General features: G+C 69.3%; 15 protein-coding genes. 8 read left to right on the forward strand and 7 right to left on the reverse strand.

Annotated elements, in window-relative coordinates:
• Positions 1-28 precede the first annotated feature (28 nt).
• From gap to ABZO29_RS42925, 4 genes are all read left to right on the forward strand, one after another.
• The gene (gene gap, locus ABZO29_RS42910) at positions 29-1,027 is read left to right on the forward strand and encodes a type I glyceraldehyde-3-phosphate dehydrogenase (RefSeq protein WP_367325616.1); all 999 of its coding nucleotides are present in this window, start codon (positions 29-31) and stop codon (positions 1,025-1,027) included.
• Between the two features lie 396 nt (positions 1,028-1,423).
• Positions 1,424-2,770, forward strand: a complete 1,347-nt coding sequence (gene gdhA / locus ABZO29_RS42915) for an NADP-specific glutamate dehydrogenase (RefSeq protein ID WP_367325617.1) — start codon at positions 1,424-1,426, stop codon at positions 2,768-2,770.
• 254 nt (positions 2,771-3,024) lie between these two features.
• Positions 3,025-3,504, forward strand: a complete 480-nt coding sequence (locus ABZO29_RS42920) for a hypothetical protein (protein ID WP_367325618.1) — start codon at positions 3,025-3,027, stop codon at positions 3,502-3,504.
• A gap of 11 nt (positions 3,505-3,515) precedes the next feature.
• Positions 3,516-3,884, forward strand: coding sequence for an SH3 domain-containing protein (locus ABZO29_RS42925; protein ID WP_367325619.1), 369 nt, complete (start codon positions 3,516-3,518; stop codon positions 3,882-3,884).
• 43 nt (positions 3,885-3,927) lie between these two features.
• On the opposite strand, the gene ABZO29_RS42930 is transcribed toward ABZO29_RS42925, so the two are convergent.
• The gene (locus tag ABZO29_RS42930) at positions 3,928-4,518 is read right to left on the reverse strand and encodes a TetR/AcrR family transcriptional regulator (RefSeq protein WP_367325620.1); all 591 of its coding nucleotides are present in this window, start codon (positions 4,516-4,518) and stop codon (positions 3,928-3,930) included.
• A 166-nt stretch (positions 4,519-4,684) separates the two neighbouring features.
• Between ABZO29_RS42930 and ABZO29_RS42935 the strand changes: the two genes are divergently transcribed.
• Positions 4,685-5,704, forward strand: a complete 1,020-nt coding sequence (locus tag ABZO29_RS42935) for an aldo/keto reductase (RefSeq protein WP_367325621.1) — start codon at positions 4,685-4,687, stop codon at positions 5,702-5,704.
• Between the two features lie 105 nt (positions 5,705-5,809).
• Positions 5,810-6,643, forward strand: a complete 834-nt coding sequence (locus ABZO29_RS42940) for an LLM class flavin-dependent oxidoreductase (protein WP_367325622.1) — start codon at positions 5,810-5,812, stop codon at positions 6,641-6,643.
• A 25-nt stretch (positions 6,644-6,668) separates the two neighbouring features.
• Here the strand turns inward: ABZO29_RS42940 and ABZO29_RS42945 are convergent, their stop codons facing one another.
• From ABZO29_RS42945 to ABZO29_RS42960, 4 genes are read right to left on the reverse strand one after another with little or no spacing between them, the layout of a single operon-like run.
• Complete coding sequence (locus ABZO29_RS42945; RefSeq protein WP_367325623.1) at positions 6,669-7,274, reverse strand: TetR/AcrR family transcriptional regulator; 606 nt, start codon at positions 7,272-7,274, stop codon at positions 6,669-6,671.
• Complete coding sequence (locus ABZO29_RS42950; RefSeq protein WP_367325624.1) at positions 7,267-8,142, reverse strand: fatty acid desaturase; 876 nt, start codon at positions 8,140-8,142, stop codon at positions 7,267-7,269. Before ABZO29_RS42950 ends, ABZO29_RS42945 begins: the two co-directional genes overlap by 8 nt.
• Complete coding sequence (locus ABZO29_RS42955) at positions 8,139-9,659, reverse strand: phytoene desaturase family protein (RefSeq protein WP_367325625.1); 1,521 nt, start codon at positions 9,657-9,659, stop codon at positions 8,139-8,141. Before ABZO29_RS42955 ends, ABZO29_RS42950 begins: the two co-directional genes overlap by 4 nt.
• 56 nt (positions 9,660-9,715) lie before the next feature.
• Positions 9,716-10,639, reverse strand: a complete 924-nt coding sequence (locus ABZO29_RS42960; protein ID WP_367325626.1) for an SDR family oxidoreductase — start codon at positions 10,637-10,639, stop codon at positions 9,716-9,718.
• An 85-nt stretch (positions 10,640-10,724) separates the two neighbouring features.
• Here ABZO29_RS42960 and ABZO29_RS42965 point away from each other — a divergent pair, with 85 nt between their 5' ends.
• Positions 10,725-11,291 (forward strand): TetR/AcrR family transcriptional regulator, encoded by a 567-nt coding sequence (locus ABZO29_RS42965; protein ID WP_367325627.1) that lies wholly within the window; start codon positions 10,725-10,727, stop codon positions 11,289-11,291.
• 340 nt (positions 11,292-11,631) lie between these two features.
• Here the strand turns inward: ABZO29_RS42965 and ABZO29_RS42970 are convergent, their stop codons facing one another.
• Positions 11,632-11,946: a DUF6191 domain-containing protein gene (locus ABZO29_RS42970; protein WP_367325628.1), complete on the reverse strand. Its 315-nt coding sequence runs from the start codon at positions 11,944-11,946 to the stop codon at positions 11,632-11,634.
• Between the two features lie 126 nt (positions 11,947-12,072).
• On the opposite strand from ABZO29_RS42970, the gene ABZO29_RS42975 reads away from it, so the two are divergent.
• The gene (locus ABZO29_RS42975; RefSeq protein ID WP_367325629.1) at positions 12,073-12,816 is read left to right on the forward strand and encodes a class I SAM-dependent methyltransferase; all 744 of its coding nucleotides are present in this window, start codon (positions 12,073-12,075) and stop codon (positions 12,814-12,816) included.
• A 98-nt stretch (positions 12,817-12,914) separates the two neighbouring features.
• Here the strand turns inward: ABZO29_RS42975 and ABZO29_RS42980 are convergent, their stop codons facing one another.
• The gene (locus ABZO29_RS42980) at positions 12,915-14,537 is read right to left on the reverse strand and encodes a hypothetical protein (protein WP_367325630.1); all 1,623 of its coding nucleotides are present in this window, start codon (positions 14,535-14,537) and stop codon (positions 12,915-12,917) included.
• Between the last annotated feature and the right edge of the window lies 1 nt (position 14,538).

Consider the following 14,538-nt stretch of genomic DNA (forward strand, 5'->3'; position numbering starts at 1 on the left):
CTGGTGGCGAAAGGAAGGGACACCATTCATGACTCGCATCGCCATCAACGGATTCGGCCGCATCGGACGCAATGTGCTGCGCGCCCTGCTCGAACGCGACAGCGACCTCGAGGTCGTCGCCGTCAATGACCTCACGGAGCCCGCAACCCTCGCGCGGCTGCTCGCCTACGACACGACGGCCGGCCGGCTCGGTCGCCCGGTGACCGTCGACGGGGACGCCCTCGTCGTCGACGGCCGCCGCATCACGGTGCTCGCCGAGCGAGACCCGGCGCGGCTGCCGTGGGCCGCACTCGGCGTCGACATCGCCCTCGAGGCGACCGGCCGCTTCACATCGGCCAAGGCCGCCGGCGCCCACCTCGACGCGGGCGCCAAGAAGGTGCTCGTCAGCGCGCCGTCGGACGGCGCCGACGTCACGCTGGCGTTCGGCGTCAACACCGACGCCTACGACCCGTCCGCGCACACGATCGTCTCGAACGCCTCGTGCACGACCAACGCGCTGGCACCGCTCGCCGCCGTCCTCGATGAGCTCGCCGGGATCGAGCACGGCTTCATGACGACGGTGCACGCCTACACGCAGGAGCAGAACCTGCAGGACGGTCCGCACCGCGACGCCCGTCGCGCCCGAGCCGCCGGCGTCAACATCGTGCCGACCACGACGGGCGCCGCCAAGGCGATCGGCCTTGTGCTGCCGAACCTGGACGGCAAGCTTTCGGGCGACTCGATCCGCGTGCCGGTTCCGGTGGGCTCGATCGTCGAACTCAACACGACCGTCGCCCGCGACGTGACGCGCGACGACGTGCTGGCGGCGTACCGCGCCGCGGCTGAGGGACCCCTCGAGGGCATCCTCGAGTACTCGGACTTCCCACTCGTCTCCTCCGACATCGTCGGTAACCCGGCCTCGTCGATCTTCGACTCGGCCCTCACCCGCGTGGACGGCCGCCATGTGAAGGTCGTCGCCTGGTACGACAACGAGTGGGGCTTCTCGAACCGCGTGATCGACACGCTCGAGTTCCTCGCCACCCGCTGACCGGAGTCCGCCGGGCGTGGAAGCACGAGCTTCTGCGCCCATTGACTTGCCGTCGGACCCGGTTGCGCCAACCGTGCCGGGTGCTGTCCTGGTCACGATGTGGCATCGGCGGGCCCGCCCATCGTGGCCCCGCTCGGTGTCGGCCTCGGCAACACTTCGTCGTGCCGACCACGACGGGCGCCGCCAAGGCGATTGGAGCTGAACGACGTCAACACCGCCCTCGCCGGCTCCATGCGGCATGGCACTTGTCGGAGCCGCTCGACGCCCCATGAGGAGCGGCTTGCCCGCCACCTTCGGGTGAACGCTTGCGGAACTGCCGGACACGCAGCCGACGGCCTCGTTGGGCATCGTGTCGAAGCGGCTCACGGCTTCTGGAAAGAGAAGGCGACAAGCACCATGGATGTCAGCGCGTACCTCGAGACCGTCTACACGGAGGTCTGCCGGCGCAACCCCGGCGAGGCGGAGTTCCATCAGGCGGCGACCGAGGTACTGCACAGCCTCGCCCCGGCGCTCGACCGGCACCCCGAGTACGTGGGGACAGGGATCGTGGAGCGGCTGTGCGAACCCGAACGGCAGCTGATCTTCCGGGTGCCGTGGCTCGACGACCGCGGTGACGTGCAGGTCAACCGCGGTTTCCGGGTCGAGTTCAACAGCGCCCTCGGACCGTACAAGGGTGGCCTGCGCTTCCACCCCAGCGTCAACCTCGGCATCGTGAAGTTCCTCGGCTTCGAGCAGATCTTCAAGAACGCGCTGACCGGCATGGCCATCGGCGGCGGCAAAGGCGGGGCGGACTTCGACCCCAAGGGCCGATCGGACTCGGAGGTCATGCGGTTCTGCCAGTCCTTCATGACCGAGCTGTACCGCCACCTGGGCGAGCACACCGACGTGCCCGCCGGGGACATCGGCGTGGGCGGGCGCGAGATCGGCTATCTCTTCGGCCAGTACAAGCGGATCACCAACCGCTACGAGGCCGGCGTCCTCACCGGTAAGCCGGTGGCCTGGGGCGGCTCCCACGCCCGTACCGAGGCCACGGGTTACGGCACCGTCTACTTCGCCCAGGAGATGCTCGCCACCCGCGGCCACGGCTTCGACGAGCGCCGAGTGGTGGTCTCCGGCTCGGGGAACGTGGCCGTGTACGCCATGGAGAAGGCCCATGCCCTGGGCGGCCGCGCCGTGGCCTGCTCCGACTCCTCCGGATACCTCGTCGACGAGGACGGCATCGACCTCGACCTGCTGAAGGAGATCAAGCAGGTGCGCCGCGCACGGATCTCCGCCTACGCCGAGGTGAAGCCGACCGCACGCTTCTCGGCCCGCGGCACGGTGTACGACGTCCCGTGCGACATCGCCCTGCCGTGCGCGACCCAGAACGAGCTGCGCCACGACGACGCCGTCGCGCTGGTCAAGAACGGGGTGCTGGCCGTCGCCGAGGGCGCGAACATGCCCTGCACCCCCGAGGCGGTCGAGGTGTTCCGGGAGGCCGGGGTGCTCTTCGGGCCGGGCAAGGCCGCCAACGCGGGCGGCGTGGCCACCTCCGCACTGGAGATGCAGCAGAACGCGGCCCGGGACAGCTGGACCTTCGAACAGACCGAGGCCCGGCTCGCCAGGGTCATGCGCACCGTCCACGCCCAATGCCGCGCCAACGCCGAGGCGTACGGCGGAAACTCCGACGACTACGTGCTGGGCGCCAACGTGACGGGCTTCCTGCGGGTGGCGGAGGCCATGACCGCGCAGGGGATCATCTGAGAAGTCGTTCCCTGAGCACGCCTCCCGCCCGGCCGGGGCCCACGTGGAGACCGAGGGCCCCGGTCCACGGAGACCGGCCGTCACTCTGACGCTGCGTCAATGTGCCGTACACGCTTACTTGTTGTCGGGACGCATCCCGGAACACACTTGCGTTGCTCGGACGCAAGCTCGACTCGGCGGATGGGGTCGCTGCAGTCACGCCTGCCCTTCCAACGGCAGTTCGCTGTGCGCACCATCCATCTATGGGGGGAACCATGGCCGCACGTCCGTCTCGCAAATCCCTGGCCAATACCGCCGCCGTCTCCGCCCTGGCGCTGGCCGCGACGCTCACAGGAGCCGCCGTCGCGCCGAGCACCGCCGCCGCTGACACCGGCGACCGTACGCAGACAGTCGGTTGCGAGTCGTTGTATGTCAACGACTCGTCGGGAGTCACACACGCCAGGCTGCGGAACTGCACCGTCACCTGGGGAAAGAACATCTTTGACGGCTCCTACTGGCAGACGGTGAAGTTCGAGCTCCTCGACGCCCGCACCGACGGTGTCTGCGCCCGGTCGAACGTCATCGTGTCCCCTTCCGGGGCCGGCGCGCAGGCCAGCGAGTGCAACGGCGTCTGGACGGCGAAGACGGCGAACTTCGGCGGCCGGGCCACGAACATCTTCATCAGGATCGCCTACGGCTCCAACTCCACCTACGGCAAGATCAGCACCAACGTGACGCCGCCGTCCGGATTCTGAGGGGGCAGACAATGCGAGGGCCTCGACGGGCGAAGTTGGCAGCACTGGCGGTCGGGGTACTCGCCGTACCCGCGGGGCTGGTTGTGGGCACGGCGGGAACGGCGTCGGCGAACGCGTCCTGCGGCCAGGGTGCCTGGGGCACGGACGGTACGGACGTGAGGATGACGCCGGGTGTCAGTGCGAACATGCGCAGCGGCTCAAGCACAAGTTGCGGGATCGTCGGCTGGGCGGACAACCAGGACACTCTGATCTACTACTGCTGGACGTCCGGCCAGAACGGGACGTGGACGTATCTGTACAACCAGCACGACGATCGCACCGGGTGGGTGAAGGACTCCCTGCTGCCCTACAACGGGTCCAACCAGTGGTGCGGCTTCTGACCGCCTGGCCGATGGCCAGTGTGGCCTGGTCAGTGTGGCCTGGTCAGTGTGTTCGGCGTAGTCCTGCGATGAGGAGTGCGACCAGTCGGCGTGCGTCGTAGCGGGGATCGCTGTCCGCGCCGATACAGAGGTTCCCGACGCCGCGCATGAGCTCGTAGGCCTCCAGGCCGGAGCGGATCTCGCCGGCGGTGGCTGCGGCTTCGAGCAGCTGGGCGCATACGGGCACAAGCCGGTCGAGGAAGTACGCGTGCAGTGCGTCGAAGCCGGCGTCGTCGGAGTGCAGTACGGCGGCGAGTCCGTGCTTGGTGACCAGGAAGTCGACGAAGAGATCGATCCATTGCCCCAGTGCGTCATATGGGGTTGCGCTGGTCTCCAGCAGGGCCGGACCGGCCTCGGCGCAGGCGTCGACCTGGTGCCGGTAGACGGCGACGATGAGGTCCGCTCGAGTCGGGAAGTGGCGGTAGATCGTGCCCAGCCCGACGCCTGCCTTGGCCGCGATGTCACGTACCGGGGCTTCCACGCCCGACGTGACGAAGACCGCGGCGGCCGCGGCGAGCAGAGTCTCCTTGTTGCGCCGGGCGTCCTTCCGCTTGGACTGGGCCCCGGGCCCTGCGCTTTCCCCGCTGTCGCTCATCGCGCCGCTTCCTCCCGCTGGAGAGCTTGCAAAAACGGAACAGTGTTCCGTATCGTTTCCATCGTTCCGGAACTAGGTTCCGTTTGCTCATGCTGTCAGAGCAGGGGACCGACCGCCAAGCCACGCATCGCCACCACGCTTGATCCGCAATGGAGGAAACACGGTCATGCAGTACCGCACCTTGGGCCGCACCGGTGTACAGGTCAGCTCCCTCGCGCTCGGCGCGATGAACTTCGGCGCAATCGGGCGCACCACGCAGGACGAGGCCACCGCCCTCGTCGACGCCGCCCTCGAGGGCGGGATCAACCTCATCGACACCGCCGACATGTACAGCGGCGGCGAGTCGGAAGAGATGGTCGGCAAGGCCATCGCCGGCCGCCGCGACGACATCGTGCTGGCCACGAAGGCGACCATGCCCATGGGCGACGAGCGCAACCACCAGGGGAGTTCGCGCCGCTGGCTGGTCACCGCGCTGGACGACAGCCTGCGCCGTCTCGGTGTCGACCACGTCGACCTCTACCAGATCCACCGGTGGGACCCGAGCACCAGCGACGAGGAGACCCTGTCGGCCCTGACCGACCTGCAACGCGCGGGAAAGATCCGCTACTTCGGCTCCTCCACCTTCCCTGCCTACCGCATCGTGCAGGCGCAGTGGGCCGCCCGCGAGCATCACTTGAGCCGTTATGCCACCGAACAGCCCAGCTACTCGATCCTCCAGCGCGGGATCGAGAGCCATGTGCTGCCCGTGACCGAGGAGTACGGGCTTGGGGTGCTGGTGTGGAGCCCGCTGGCCTCGGGCTGGCTGTCGGGCGCTGTCCGTGAGGGCCGGGAGATCACCACGAGCCGCTCGACGTTCATGCCGGAACGCTTCGACACCGCCATCCCCTCCAACCGGGCCAGGCTCGAGGCCGTCGAGCGGCTGGCCAAGGTCGCCGACGAAGCCGGCCTGACCATGATCCAGCTGGCGCTCGGATTCGTGACCGCGCATCCCGCCGTGACCAGTGCGCTCATCGGCCCCCGCACGCTGGACCACCTGCACTCGCAGCTCGCCGCCGCTGACACCGTGCTCTCCGCCGATGTTCTCGACGCGATCGACGCCATCGTCGCTCCCGGGACCGACCTGGCCGCGCACGAGAAGTACGACACTCCGCCCGCGCTGCTCGACCCGTCACTGCGACGCCGCTGAGCCTCCGAGGGTCGCTCTCTCCTCGTCCGGTCCCGCCCCTCGAATCTTCTTGTCGAAAGGACCACGAACCCCGTGCCCCATGCACCCCGGCCTCGTTTCGGGATCATGACCGCCCCCATGCAGGTCGACTACCACGACGTCCTGCGCGTCTGGCGCGAGGCGGACACGATCCCCGAGATCGAGCACGCGTGGCTGTTCGATCACCTCATGCCGATCGGAGGCGACCCGAACGGACCGGCCTACGAAGGCTGGACGCTGCTCTCGGCCCTCGCCGCCCAGACCCGACGACTGCGGCTCGGCATCATGGTGACCAGCAATCGTTTCCGGCCGCCCGCGATGCTCGCCAAGATCGCCACAACCGTCGACATCGTCTCCGGCGGACGGCTCGACTTCGGCATCGGCGTCGGCTCACGACCCGGGCATCCCCTGGCCCGGCGCGAGTACGAAGCACACGGCCTGCCCTTCCACGACTTCGCGCACGCGGTGGCGAGCCTCGCCGAAGCCTGCACGGTCATCCGGCGGTTGTGGACCGAGGAGCGACCGTTCGACTTCCAGGGCACCCACCACCACCTCACCGGAGCGTTCGGCAACCCCAAACCCGTCCAGCGCCCCCACCCGCCGATCCTCATCGGCGGCCGCTCGTCCGCGACGCTGCGTGTGGCCGCCGCGCAGGCCGATCTGTGGAACATCCCGGGCGGCGACATCGAGGACGCCGTGCGCCGCAGCACACTGCTGGACCGCCACTGCGCCGAGATCGGCCGCGACCCCGCCTCGATCATCCGCTCGATCCACCTGCCGGTCGTCTACGACCAACCGCGTGTCACCAAGGACGCGATCGGCCACGCGATCGACGCCGGCTTCCGGCACATCGTCCTCGGACTGCCGGGACCGTACCCCGCCGACGTCGCACGATGGGTCACCGACGAGCTCATCCGCTGACCGGGGCCTGTACGGGTGCTTCCCCTCAACGCACCCGGCGCGCCCGTCTCTTGAGGCGGGGGACGCGGTCGAAGACCCCTGCGAGACGGGCGGCCTGGTCGAAGAGGCCCGCCGGGCGTGAGCGGTCCCCGTCGAGGTGGGTGAGGGTTTCCATGCCGAGGTAGAACGCCACCGCCGCACCGGCCAGCACACGCACACGGACGGCGGACGCGAGAGGCTTGCCGCGCAGGAGGACGGTCAGCAGCTCCTCGGCCAGCTGCTCCCAGTTCCGGGTCTCCTGGGCCAGTTGTGCGGCCAGCCGTGAGCCGGGCCTGGCCCCGGAGTACAGCTCCTGGACGGCGGCGATGTGCCCGGTCTCGGAGTCCTCGTCGTACAGCTCGCGCAGCCGCGCGATCACGGGCACGGCGCGGTCCATCCCGGACAGTTCGGTGCGGTAGCGGCCGATGCGGGCCCCGCTGGTCCGTGCCAGGGCGGCCACCAGCAGGTCGTCCAGGTCCGAGAAGTGGTAGTAGATCACCCCGGGCGCGAAGCCCCCGATCTGGGCTATCGCCCTTGCGGTGGTTCCGCCGTGTCCGTTGCGCACCAGGGAGGCGAGGGTGGCCTCGAGGACGCGGTCACGGGTGTCAGACAACGCGCACCGGCCGGACTCCGTGGGCGGCGAAGTGGCCTTCGAGCCTGCGCGCGAGTTCGGGCAGGTGGTGGCTGGGCACGCGCGGGTAGAGATGGTGCTCCAAGTGGTACGTGAGTTCGAGGAAGACGGCCGGGATGATCTTCCCGCGCAGGGTCCTGGTCTGCGTCAACGGGGTGTCTCCGTAGTCGTGGTGCGGCAGATACACCGTCAGGAGCGGGTACACCCAGCTCCCGACGATCGCCATCACCGTATAGACCAGAACTCCCGGTGTGTACGGCAGGAGCAGTACGCCCCCGGCCAGCGCGGTGAACGGGGCCGCAGCCTCGGCGAGAAGCCAACGGCGGTCCCGGCCGCGCCGGTAGGACCACAGCCACAGGCGTACGAGGAAGACGGGGCCGTAGCAGACGGCGCCGAGCAGGGACAGTTCGGCGGGGTGGCCCTCCGGGTCGTCGGGGTGCGGGAAGAGCCGGTGGTGCTGGGTGTGCGTGGCGCGGTAGGCGTGCCCGCTCTCCAGCAGGACCAGCCCCATCGCGAAGAGCGCCCAGTCGGTGGCCCGGGGCGACAGGCCGATCGTACGGTGCACCACGTCGTGGGTGACGGTCACGACGGCGACGAAGACGCCGAAGACGATCACGGGAGTCAGCCACCACCAGCCGAGCCACACCGCGCCCGCGAAACAGAGAACTCCGGCTCCCGGTCGGGCCAGTGCGACGAACCGCTGTCTGCGGGTGGTGACGAGCAGGTCCTCGCCGAGGTCCGCCAGGGACGGCAGGCCGGGAGCAGGGGGCGTGTCGGCCGGACGGGGTCCTTCGGCCGGACGGGGTCCTTTGGCCGGCCGTGAGTCGGGGTGCGGATCGGGCAGGGTCATCGGGCTCGCCCCCGCTCCTTCATCACGCCCTCGGCGACGATGCGGCTGCCCAGCACGCAGGCGACGGTGCCGAGACCGGGCCACGTGGAGTCGCCGACGAGCCACAGCCCGGGACCGCCGAGATCGTGCGGTACGGCGTGCTGGTTGGTGTTGCGCAGCCGTTGCCGCACGCCGCCGACCGCTCCGTCCGGGCGGAATCCGAACCGTTCGTAGCTGCGGGGTGTCCCGGTCTGGGCGATCACGGCCCGTTCTCCGAGGCGCGGATAGGCACGCCGGGCCCAGGCGACGAGCCGTTCGCCGGTCTCCTTCTTGCGTTGCGCGTACGCCGCCGGGTCGAGGTCGCGCCAGTCTGCGAGGTCGGTGTGCGTGGAGATCATCACCGCGCGGTGACCCGGCGGCGCGCTGAGGGTGTCGCCCGGCGCGGAGACGGAGACGAACATGTTGTTGCCGTCGCCGAGGGGACGGTCGTAGGCCTGCAGCAGTTGATGGTGGGTGAGGTCCTGCCCGGCCACCTCGGACTCGGGCACGCCGAGGAAGACGACGGTCGCGCCGCCGACTGCGTCCGCGTCCCGTTCCAGGTATCTCCGCAGCCGGCGGGCGACCGGGAGCCCCGCACAGATCGTCGCCGTGGTGGCGACGGGGACCGCGCAGACCAACCGACGGGCGTGGACGGCTCCTTGGCGGGTCGTCAGCCGATAGGCGCCGGGGTCGCCGTCGACGCGTGAGACGCGGCAGCCGACCCGCAGCGAACCGCCCAGCCCCCGGTAGTGCTTGACCAGGACGCGCCAGAATCCGTGCATGCCGCCGGTGTGCCGGCTGAGCCCGGCGCCCCTGATGGTCATCCCGAGCGCCGCGTTGATCAGGGGCGCGTCGTCGACACCGGTGTGCACGGTGTCCTCGACGAGCATGGAGAGCAGCCCGACCAGTGCATCGTCCCCGCGCAGGGAGTGGGCGCGCAGCGCGTCGCCCAGGGTCCTGTTCAGGTGTCGGGCGTGCAGGACGCCGGGCGCACCGACCACCCGCAGGTCGTGGAGGGCGTCGACGGGGCCCCGGACCGGCAGTCGTACGCCGGCCCGGCTGGCCCGCCAGAAGGTGTGTGCCAGGCGGTCGAGCAGCGCCCAGAACCGGCGATGGTTCTCGCTGTCGCCGAGCTTCCGCAGCCGTTCGGCGTGCCAGGCGGCCCGGTCGCGATGCAGTACGACCTGACGATCCGGCAGAAATGCTTTGTAGCCCGGCAGTTCCTGAGTATCCAACGGGCCGAGGCCCACGCTCTCGAGGAGTTCGCCACCGACGCCTCCGGGCCCGAAGTCGACGAGCGTGGTTGCGCCCACGTCGAACGAGAACCCCCGCTTGCGGTAGTACCCGGCGCATCCGCCCGCGTGGCCGTGCGCCTCCAGCACGACGGTCGACAGACCTGCTGCCTGCAACCTCAGCGCCGTGGCCATGCCGGCCATGCCGCCACCGATCACGGCGACGTCGATGCAACCGTCCGCGTTCTGAACGCGTGTTCTGAACATGCGTTCAGAGTGGGCCGGTTCGTGCCGCGCGTCAATGGCGCGGGCGTGGGCGAAGGTCAGGCGGGAGTGGCAGGGACGTGGAAGTAGTGCCCCTTGCCGAGGTCTTCGAGGAGGCCGGGGTGGGTCGGCCGCCAGTCCAGCAGTTCGCGGGTCAGGGTGCTCGAGGCCGGGGCGTCCAGGCCGAGGAACGCGCCGAGCCAGGTGAAGTGTTCGGCCGCAGCCTCGGGAGCCACGGAGGTCACCGGGACGTCGAGGTGACGTCCGATCACCTCGGCGATGTCGCGTGTCCGTACTCCCTCCTCCGCAACGCCGTGGAGTACTGATCCCGCCGGGGCCTTCTCGGCCGCCAGGCGGAACAGCCGTGCGGCGTCGAGGCGGTGGACGGCCGGCCAGCGGTTGGCGCCGTCCCCGATGTGGCCGCTCACGCCCCTGGCTCGGGCGATGGCGACCAGGGTCGCCATGAAGCCGTTGTCCCCTTCGCCGTGGCAGGTCGGAGACAGTCGCACGACGGACGAGCGCACGCCGCGCGAGGCGAGTGCGAGCACCGCCTGGGCGGTGGCCGATCGGATGGATGCCGGTGAGCCGTCGATCGTGGGCATGTCCCTCTCGTTCGCCACACGCCCGGGCGCGAGGCCGACAACGCCGGAGGCGAGGACGAACGGGCGCTCCGTACCGGCGAGCGCGTCGCCGAAGGTGTCGACGGCGCGGCGATCGGCCTCGGCGGCGCCCTGGTAGTCGCCCGCGAAAGCGATGTCGTGCTTGAAGGCGAGGTGGATCACGCCGTCCGACGCGGCGGCGGTGCTCCCAAGGACGTCGAGGTCGTCAACGCCGCCGCGGACCACCTCCACCCCGGCGGCGGTGAGGACGGCGGCGGAGGCGTCGGAGCGGGCGAGCCCGACAACCTGGTGGCCCGAGTCGATGAGCTCGGGAACGACGGCGGAACCGATCCAGCCGGACGCGCCGGTCACGAAGATGCGCATGGGAGGAACCCAAACTGTTGATGACAGTGACTGACATCGACCCTAGCAGTCGATGTCAGTCACTGTCATCACGTAGGATCTGGGCATGGGCAGATGGGAGCCGAACGCGCGCGGACGTCTGGCGGAAGCGGCGTTGGAGCTCTACAGCCGGCGGGGCTACGAGCAGACCACGGTGGCCGAGATCGCCAAACTGGCCGGCCTCACCGAACGGACCTTCTTCCGGCACTACGCCGACAAGCGCGAGGTGCTGTTCGACAGATCGAGTGCGTTGCAGGAACTGTTCGTGACCGCGGTCGCCGAGGCACCGGAATCCGCGGCGCCGATCGACGCGATTGCGGCGGGACTCGAGGCGGTCTCCGAAGCGTTCGCCGGCCGCCGCGAGTACTCCCGCCGGCGACAGGCCGTCATCGTGGCGAACGCGGAACTCCAGGAGCGCGAGCTGATCAAGCTCGCCTCGATGTCAGCCGCGCTCGCCGAGGCCCTGCGCCGACGCGGCGTTGCGGAGCCGGCCGCGAGTCTGACCGCCGAGGCGGGAGTCGCCGTCTTCAAGGTCGGTTTCGAGCTGTGGCTCGCGACGTCGGAGGAACGCGAGATGTCGCAGCTGATGCGGGAATCCTTGGAGGAACTCAAGGCTGTGACCGCGAGCGGGTAGGCCCGCGGACCGGAGAGCGTCATTCAACCCTGGCGTCGTACAAGTCGGCACCGTCGGGTATCCAGGCAAACGCCGCGGAGCGGCGAAAGCCACGCCGGACGGGCCGGGGATGCGGATCTCGCCGGTGCCGGCGCCGGCACGGCGGTTTCCTGGCCGGGGAGTGAACCACGGGTGAGATTCGTCGAGGGCTACTGGGCCAAGACGTCTTCGTCATCGGGGTAGCTGTACGTACTGAGGTCTTCGTAGAACACCGGCCCAAGGTGCCCTCAGTGATAAAGGGTGCACACGCGGACTGCGGTGGCAGATCCTCCGGTCAGCGCGCGCCCGCGGTCCGCTCAGGTCATCTCGTCGGTGTCCGGATGACGGCGATCCCTCCATCGAGGTCTATCGTCGTCCGGTTCGGCGGCGCCCCGTCCTCTTCGTCGTCGCGCATGACCAGGGCCGACTGCCGTTCCCTGAGTTCGTTCTGCTTCCCCGGTGAGAAGCTCGCGTGGAGCTGCTCAAAACCGGTCGCCGATATCTGGCCCTGCCGGACGCTGTTCCGCCAGGGCAACAGGCCGGCCCGGCCGGCACGGAGAAGCAGTTGATCTGTGAAGGCCACGACGGTCAGCAGGATGACCAGTCCGGGCAGGGTCATGAAGACGGCGAATTCCATGACCCAAGTATCCGGGACGAGTTGTGACCACGCTTCCGTGATGTCGACGGCCGGAGGAGGCGCGGGCCGCGATCAGGCCTGGCGCGGAGTGTCCCGCTGTATCGGCTTCTCCGCATACTGTGGGCCATGGCCATCTATGACACGCTCGGCGCGACATACGGCCGGACACGGCAGCCGGATCCGCGGATCGCCGCACAGATTCACGCCGCTCTCGGGAACGCCGCGGACGTGATCAACGTAGGAGCGGGCACTGGTTCCTACGAGCCGCCGCGGACCGTCCTGGCCGTCGAGCCCAGCCAGGTCATGCTCGCCCAGCGCGCACCCCGCTCCGCACCGGCCGTGTGCGCGCTCGCCGAACACCTTCCGCTGCGCGACAACGCTGCCGACACCGTCATGGCCCTGCTGACCGTCCACCACTGGACCGACCTCGCGGCCGGAATCGCCGAACTCCGCCGGGTCGCCCGCCGCCGCATCCTCATCCTGACCTGGGACCAGCAGATCTTCCGAGAGCGGTTCTGGCTCGTACGCGAGTACCTTCCGCAGGCCGCCGCCTTCGACGACACCCGTGCCGTCCCGATCGACCGGCTGGTCTCTCTGCTCGGCGGGGCGCGTCAGGAGCCGGTCCACGTCCCGCACGACTGCACGGACGGGTTCGGCGCAGCGTACTGGCGCCGTCCCCACGCCTACCTCGACCCACAGGTGCGCGCCGGGATTTCCATGCTCGCCCAGACCGGGGAAGAAGCCCTCGCGCCCGGCCTGGCAACGCTCGCCGATGACCTGGCGACCGGCCGCTGGCACAACCGCCACGCCGACCTGATCGCTCTCGACACCATCGACGTCGGCTATCGGCTTCTGGTGACTGACTCCTGACAAATGCCCGGTATTGGGGCGGGACACGTACCAGACGGGGGAGTGGAACCCCTGTCCTGCTGGAAGAGCTCCACAACCCGTCAGCGGCATCGGACGACTCACTTGACGAACAGGTCGCGGACGATGAACGAGTACTCGCCAGGGCGGCGATCGCCGACGTCCAACGTGTCCTGTGTGTAGTCCGTCGGCGTACCGGTGAAGTCCGGACCCGGGTAGACGCTGAGCATCATGCCGTCGGGAATGTGCGCCGACCTGATGGCGAACTGGGGTGCCGCCTGCCTGCCGTCGGCGGCCGAGAAGATCCAGGACGGACCGTCCCACGTGTCGAGGTTCGGCAGCTGAACCACGACCACTTCCGTGGTGCGCGGCGGTGCTTCCCCCTCGCCGTAGACGATCAGAGAGCTGGTCTTCCTGTTCCAGCTGTTGAGGTCCGGCGTGCTTTCGTGGACGTCGATGAACTGCCCCTGGAAGTGGAAGTGCTCGTAGAGCCGGACGACCAGCTGGGCTGGTACGTACACGGACTGGATGGCGTCGTTGCCGATGGTGATGGCGCCGTCCGCGTCGTCGTACCGACCGCGCCGTAGCATCTGCGATGCGCCTTTGTACTCCGGCTCGCTGTAGACGGTCACAGGGCCGGGTTTCGGCTTCGGGTACACCGCCGGGAGTGTGGCGAGCGGGTACGTGCGCCCCTGCGCCGCCGCGTATTCCGCCGGGCGCACCGCGTCCTTCGGGTGGTCGATGGCGGCGCTGGCGCACTCCGCGACCGTGTCCAGGTCCCGTTGCGTGTCGGCAGCGGCCTGGTTCGCCTGGGCCGGCGTGAACGAGCGCGCCCATTCGTAGTGGTCGGGATGCTTGGCCCACCAGTCGAGCAGGTTGTACTGGTCCATCAGGGCCAGCCGTTGGTCCGCGCAGAGCTTCAGCACGTCCTGCGCATGGGCGATGTCCGCCTCGTTGGGGGGCAGCGGGCCCTCCGCGATGGACAGTGGCGAGAGCGTCCACTGGTACGGGCGGGAGTAGCGGGCCGGGTCGTCCTGCATCGCCTGCATCCACTTGTTCGCCGCGGCCAGCAGGAGCGTTGGATCGTCGGGCCGCTCGAGCTGGATGGCCGGCCCGCCCTCGCTGTACACGGTGCAGTAGATCCTGCTGTTGTGCCTCTCGGTGACCTGTTTGAAGGCCGTGGTGGCGGAGGCGGAGAAGAAGCCGTACGAGCCGCGGAGTTCCCCTTCGATGGAGGTGGCCTCGGACTCGTCGAACGTTTCGACCTGCATGAGGCCGACGAACAGGCCGCCTCGGCGGCAGGCGCGGGCGAACATTTCTCCATAGCGCTGCTTGAACAGGTCGGGCCGGTCGGCCACGCCTGCGGCGTTCGGCGTCAGGACACACTCTTGGATGCTCAGGTCCGCCTGGTGCACGGTCGCCGTGATCGTCATGAACAGTGAGGCGGAATGGACGCTCGCCTGCTGGGTGAAGGCGAAGCGGCCCGAGACGCCGGCGCCGAAGGCTCCGTACGACGCGTCGACGCCGATGCCCAGCTTGGTTTGGAGGTCTTCCGTCGTGGTCACCCGCGCGACCTTGAAGAAGTGATCGGCGCCGGTGGCCTCGATGACGGTGGTCGTGGTGGGCGTGACAGCGAGGTTCATCACGGTCCCGGACAGCACGTCCACGCCGACGCCGAAGTTGTACGCCGCCTTGTGCGGTACGTCGAGTTGTTGTTGTGTCATG

Origin of the sequence: Streptomyces sp. HUAS ZL42 (assembly GCF_040782645.1) — a bacterium.
Taxonomy (GTDB): domain Bacteria; phylum Actinomycetota; class Actinomycetes; order Streptomycetales; family Streptomycetaceae; genus Streptomyces.

Coding starts and splice junctions, on each gene's coding strand:
- ABZO29_RS42935 (WP_367325621.1), top strand. CDS start 4,685: ATGCAGTACCGCACCTTGGGCCGCACCGGTGTACAGGTCAGCTCCCTC.
- ABZO29_RS42980 (WP_367325630.1), bottom strand. CDS start 14,537: ATGACACAACAACAACTCGACGTACCGCACAAGGCGGCGTACAACTTC.
- ABZO29_RS42960 (WP_367325626.1), bottom strand. CDS start 10,639: ATGCGCATCTTCGTGACCGGCGCGTCCGGCTGGATCGGTTCCGCCGTC.
- ABZO29_RS42920 (WP_367325618.1), top strand. CDS start 3,025: ATGGCCGCACGTCCGTCTCGCAAATCCCTGGCCAATACCGCCGCCGTC.
- ABZO29_RS42955 (WP_367325625.1), bottom strand. CDS start 9,659: ATGTTCAGAACACGCGTTCAGAACGCGGACGGTTGCATCGACGTCGCC.
- ABZO29_RS42950 (WP_367325624.1), bottom strand. CDS start 8,142: ATGACCCTGCCCGATCCGCACCCCGACTCACGGCCGGCCAAAGGACCC.
- gdhA (WP_367325617.1), top strand. CDS start 1,424: ATGGATGTCAGCGCGTACCTCGAGACCGTCTACACGGAGGTCTGCCGG.
- ABZO29_RS42965 (WP_367325627.1), top strand. CDS start 10,725: ATGGGCAGATGGGAGCCGAACGCGCGCGGACGTCTGGCGGAAGCGGCG.
- ABZO29_RS42925 (WP_367325619.1), top strand. CDS start 3,516: ATGCGAGGGCCTCGACGGGCGAAGTTGGCAGCACTGGCGGTCGGGGTA.
- ABZO29_RS42930 (WP_367325620.1), bottom strand. CDS start 4,518: ATGAGCGACAGCGGGGAAAGCGCAGGGCCCGGGGCCCAGTCCAAGCGG.
- gap (WP_367325616.1), top strand. CDS start 29: ATGACTCGCATCGCCATCAACGGATTCGGCCGCATCGGACGCAATGTG.
- ABZO29_RS42970 (WP_367325628.1), bottom strand. CDS start 11,946: ATGGAATTCGCCGTCTTCATGACCCTGCCCGGACTGGTCATCCTGCTG.
- ABZO29_RS42940 (WP_367325622.1), top strand. CDS start 5,810: ATGACCGCCCCCATGCAGGTCGACTACCACGACGTCCTGCGCGTCTGG.
- ABZO29_RS42975 (WP_367325629.1), top strand. CDS start 12,073: ATGGCCATCTATGACACGCTCGGCGCGACATACGGCCGGACACGGCAG.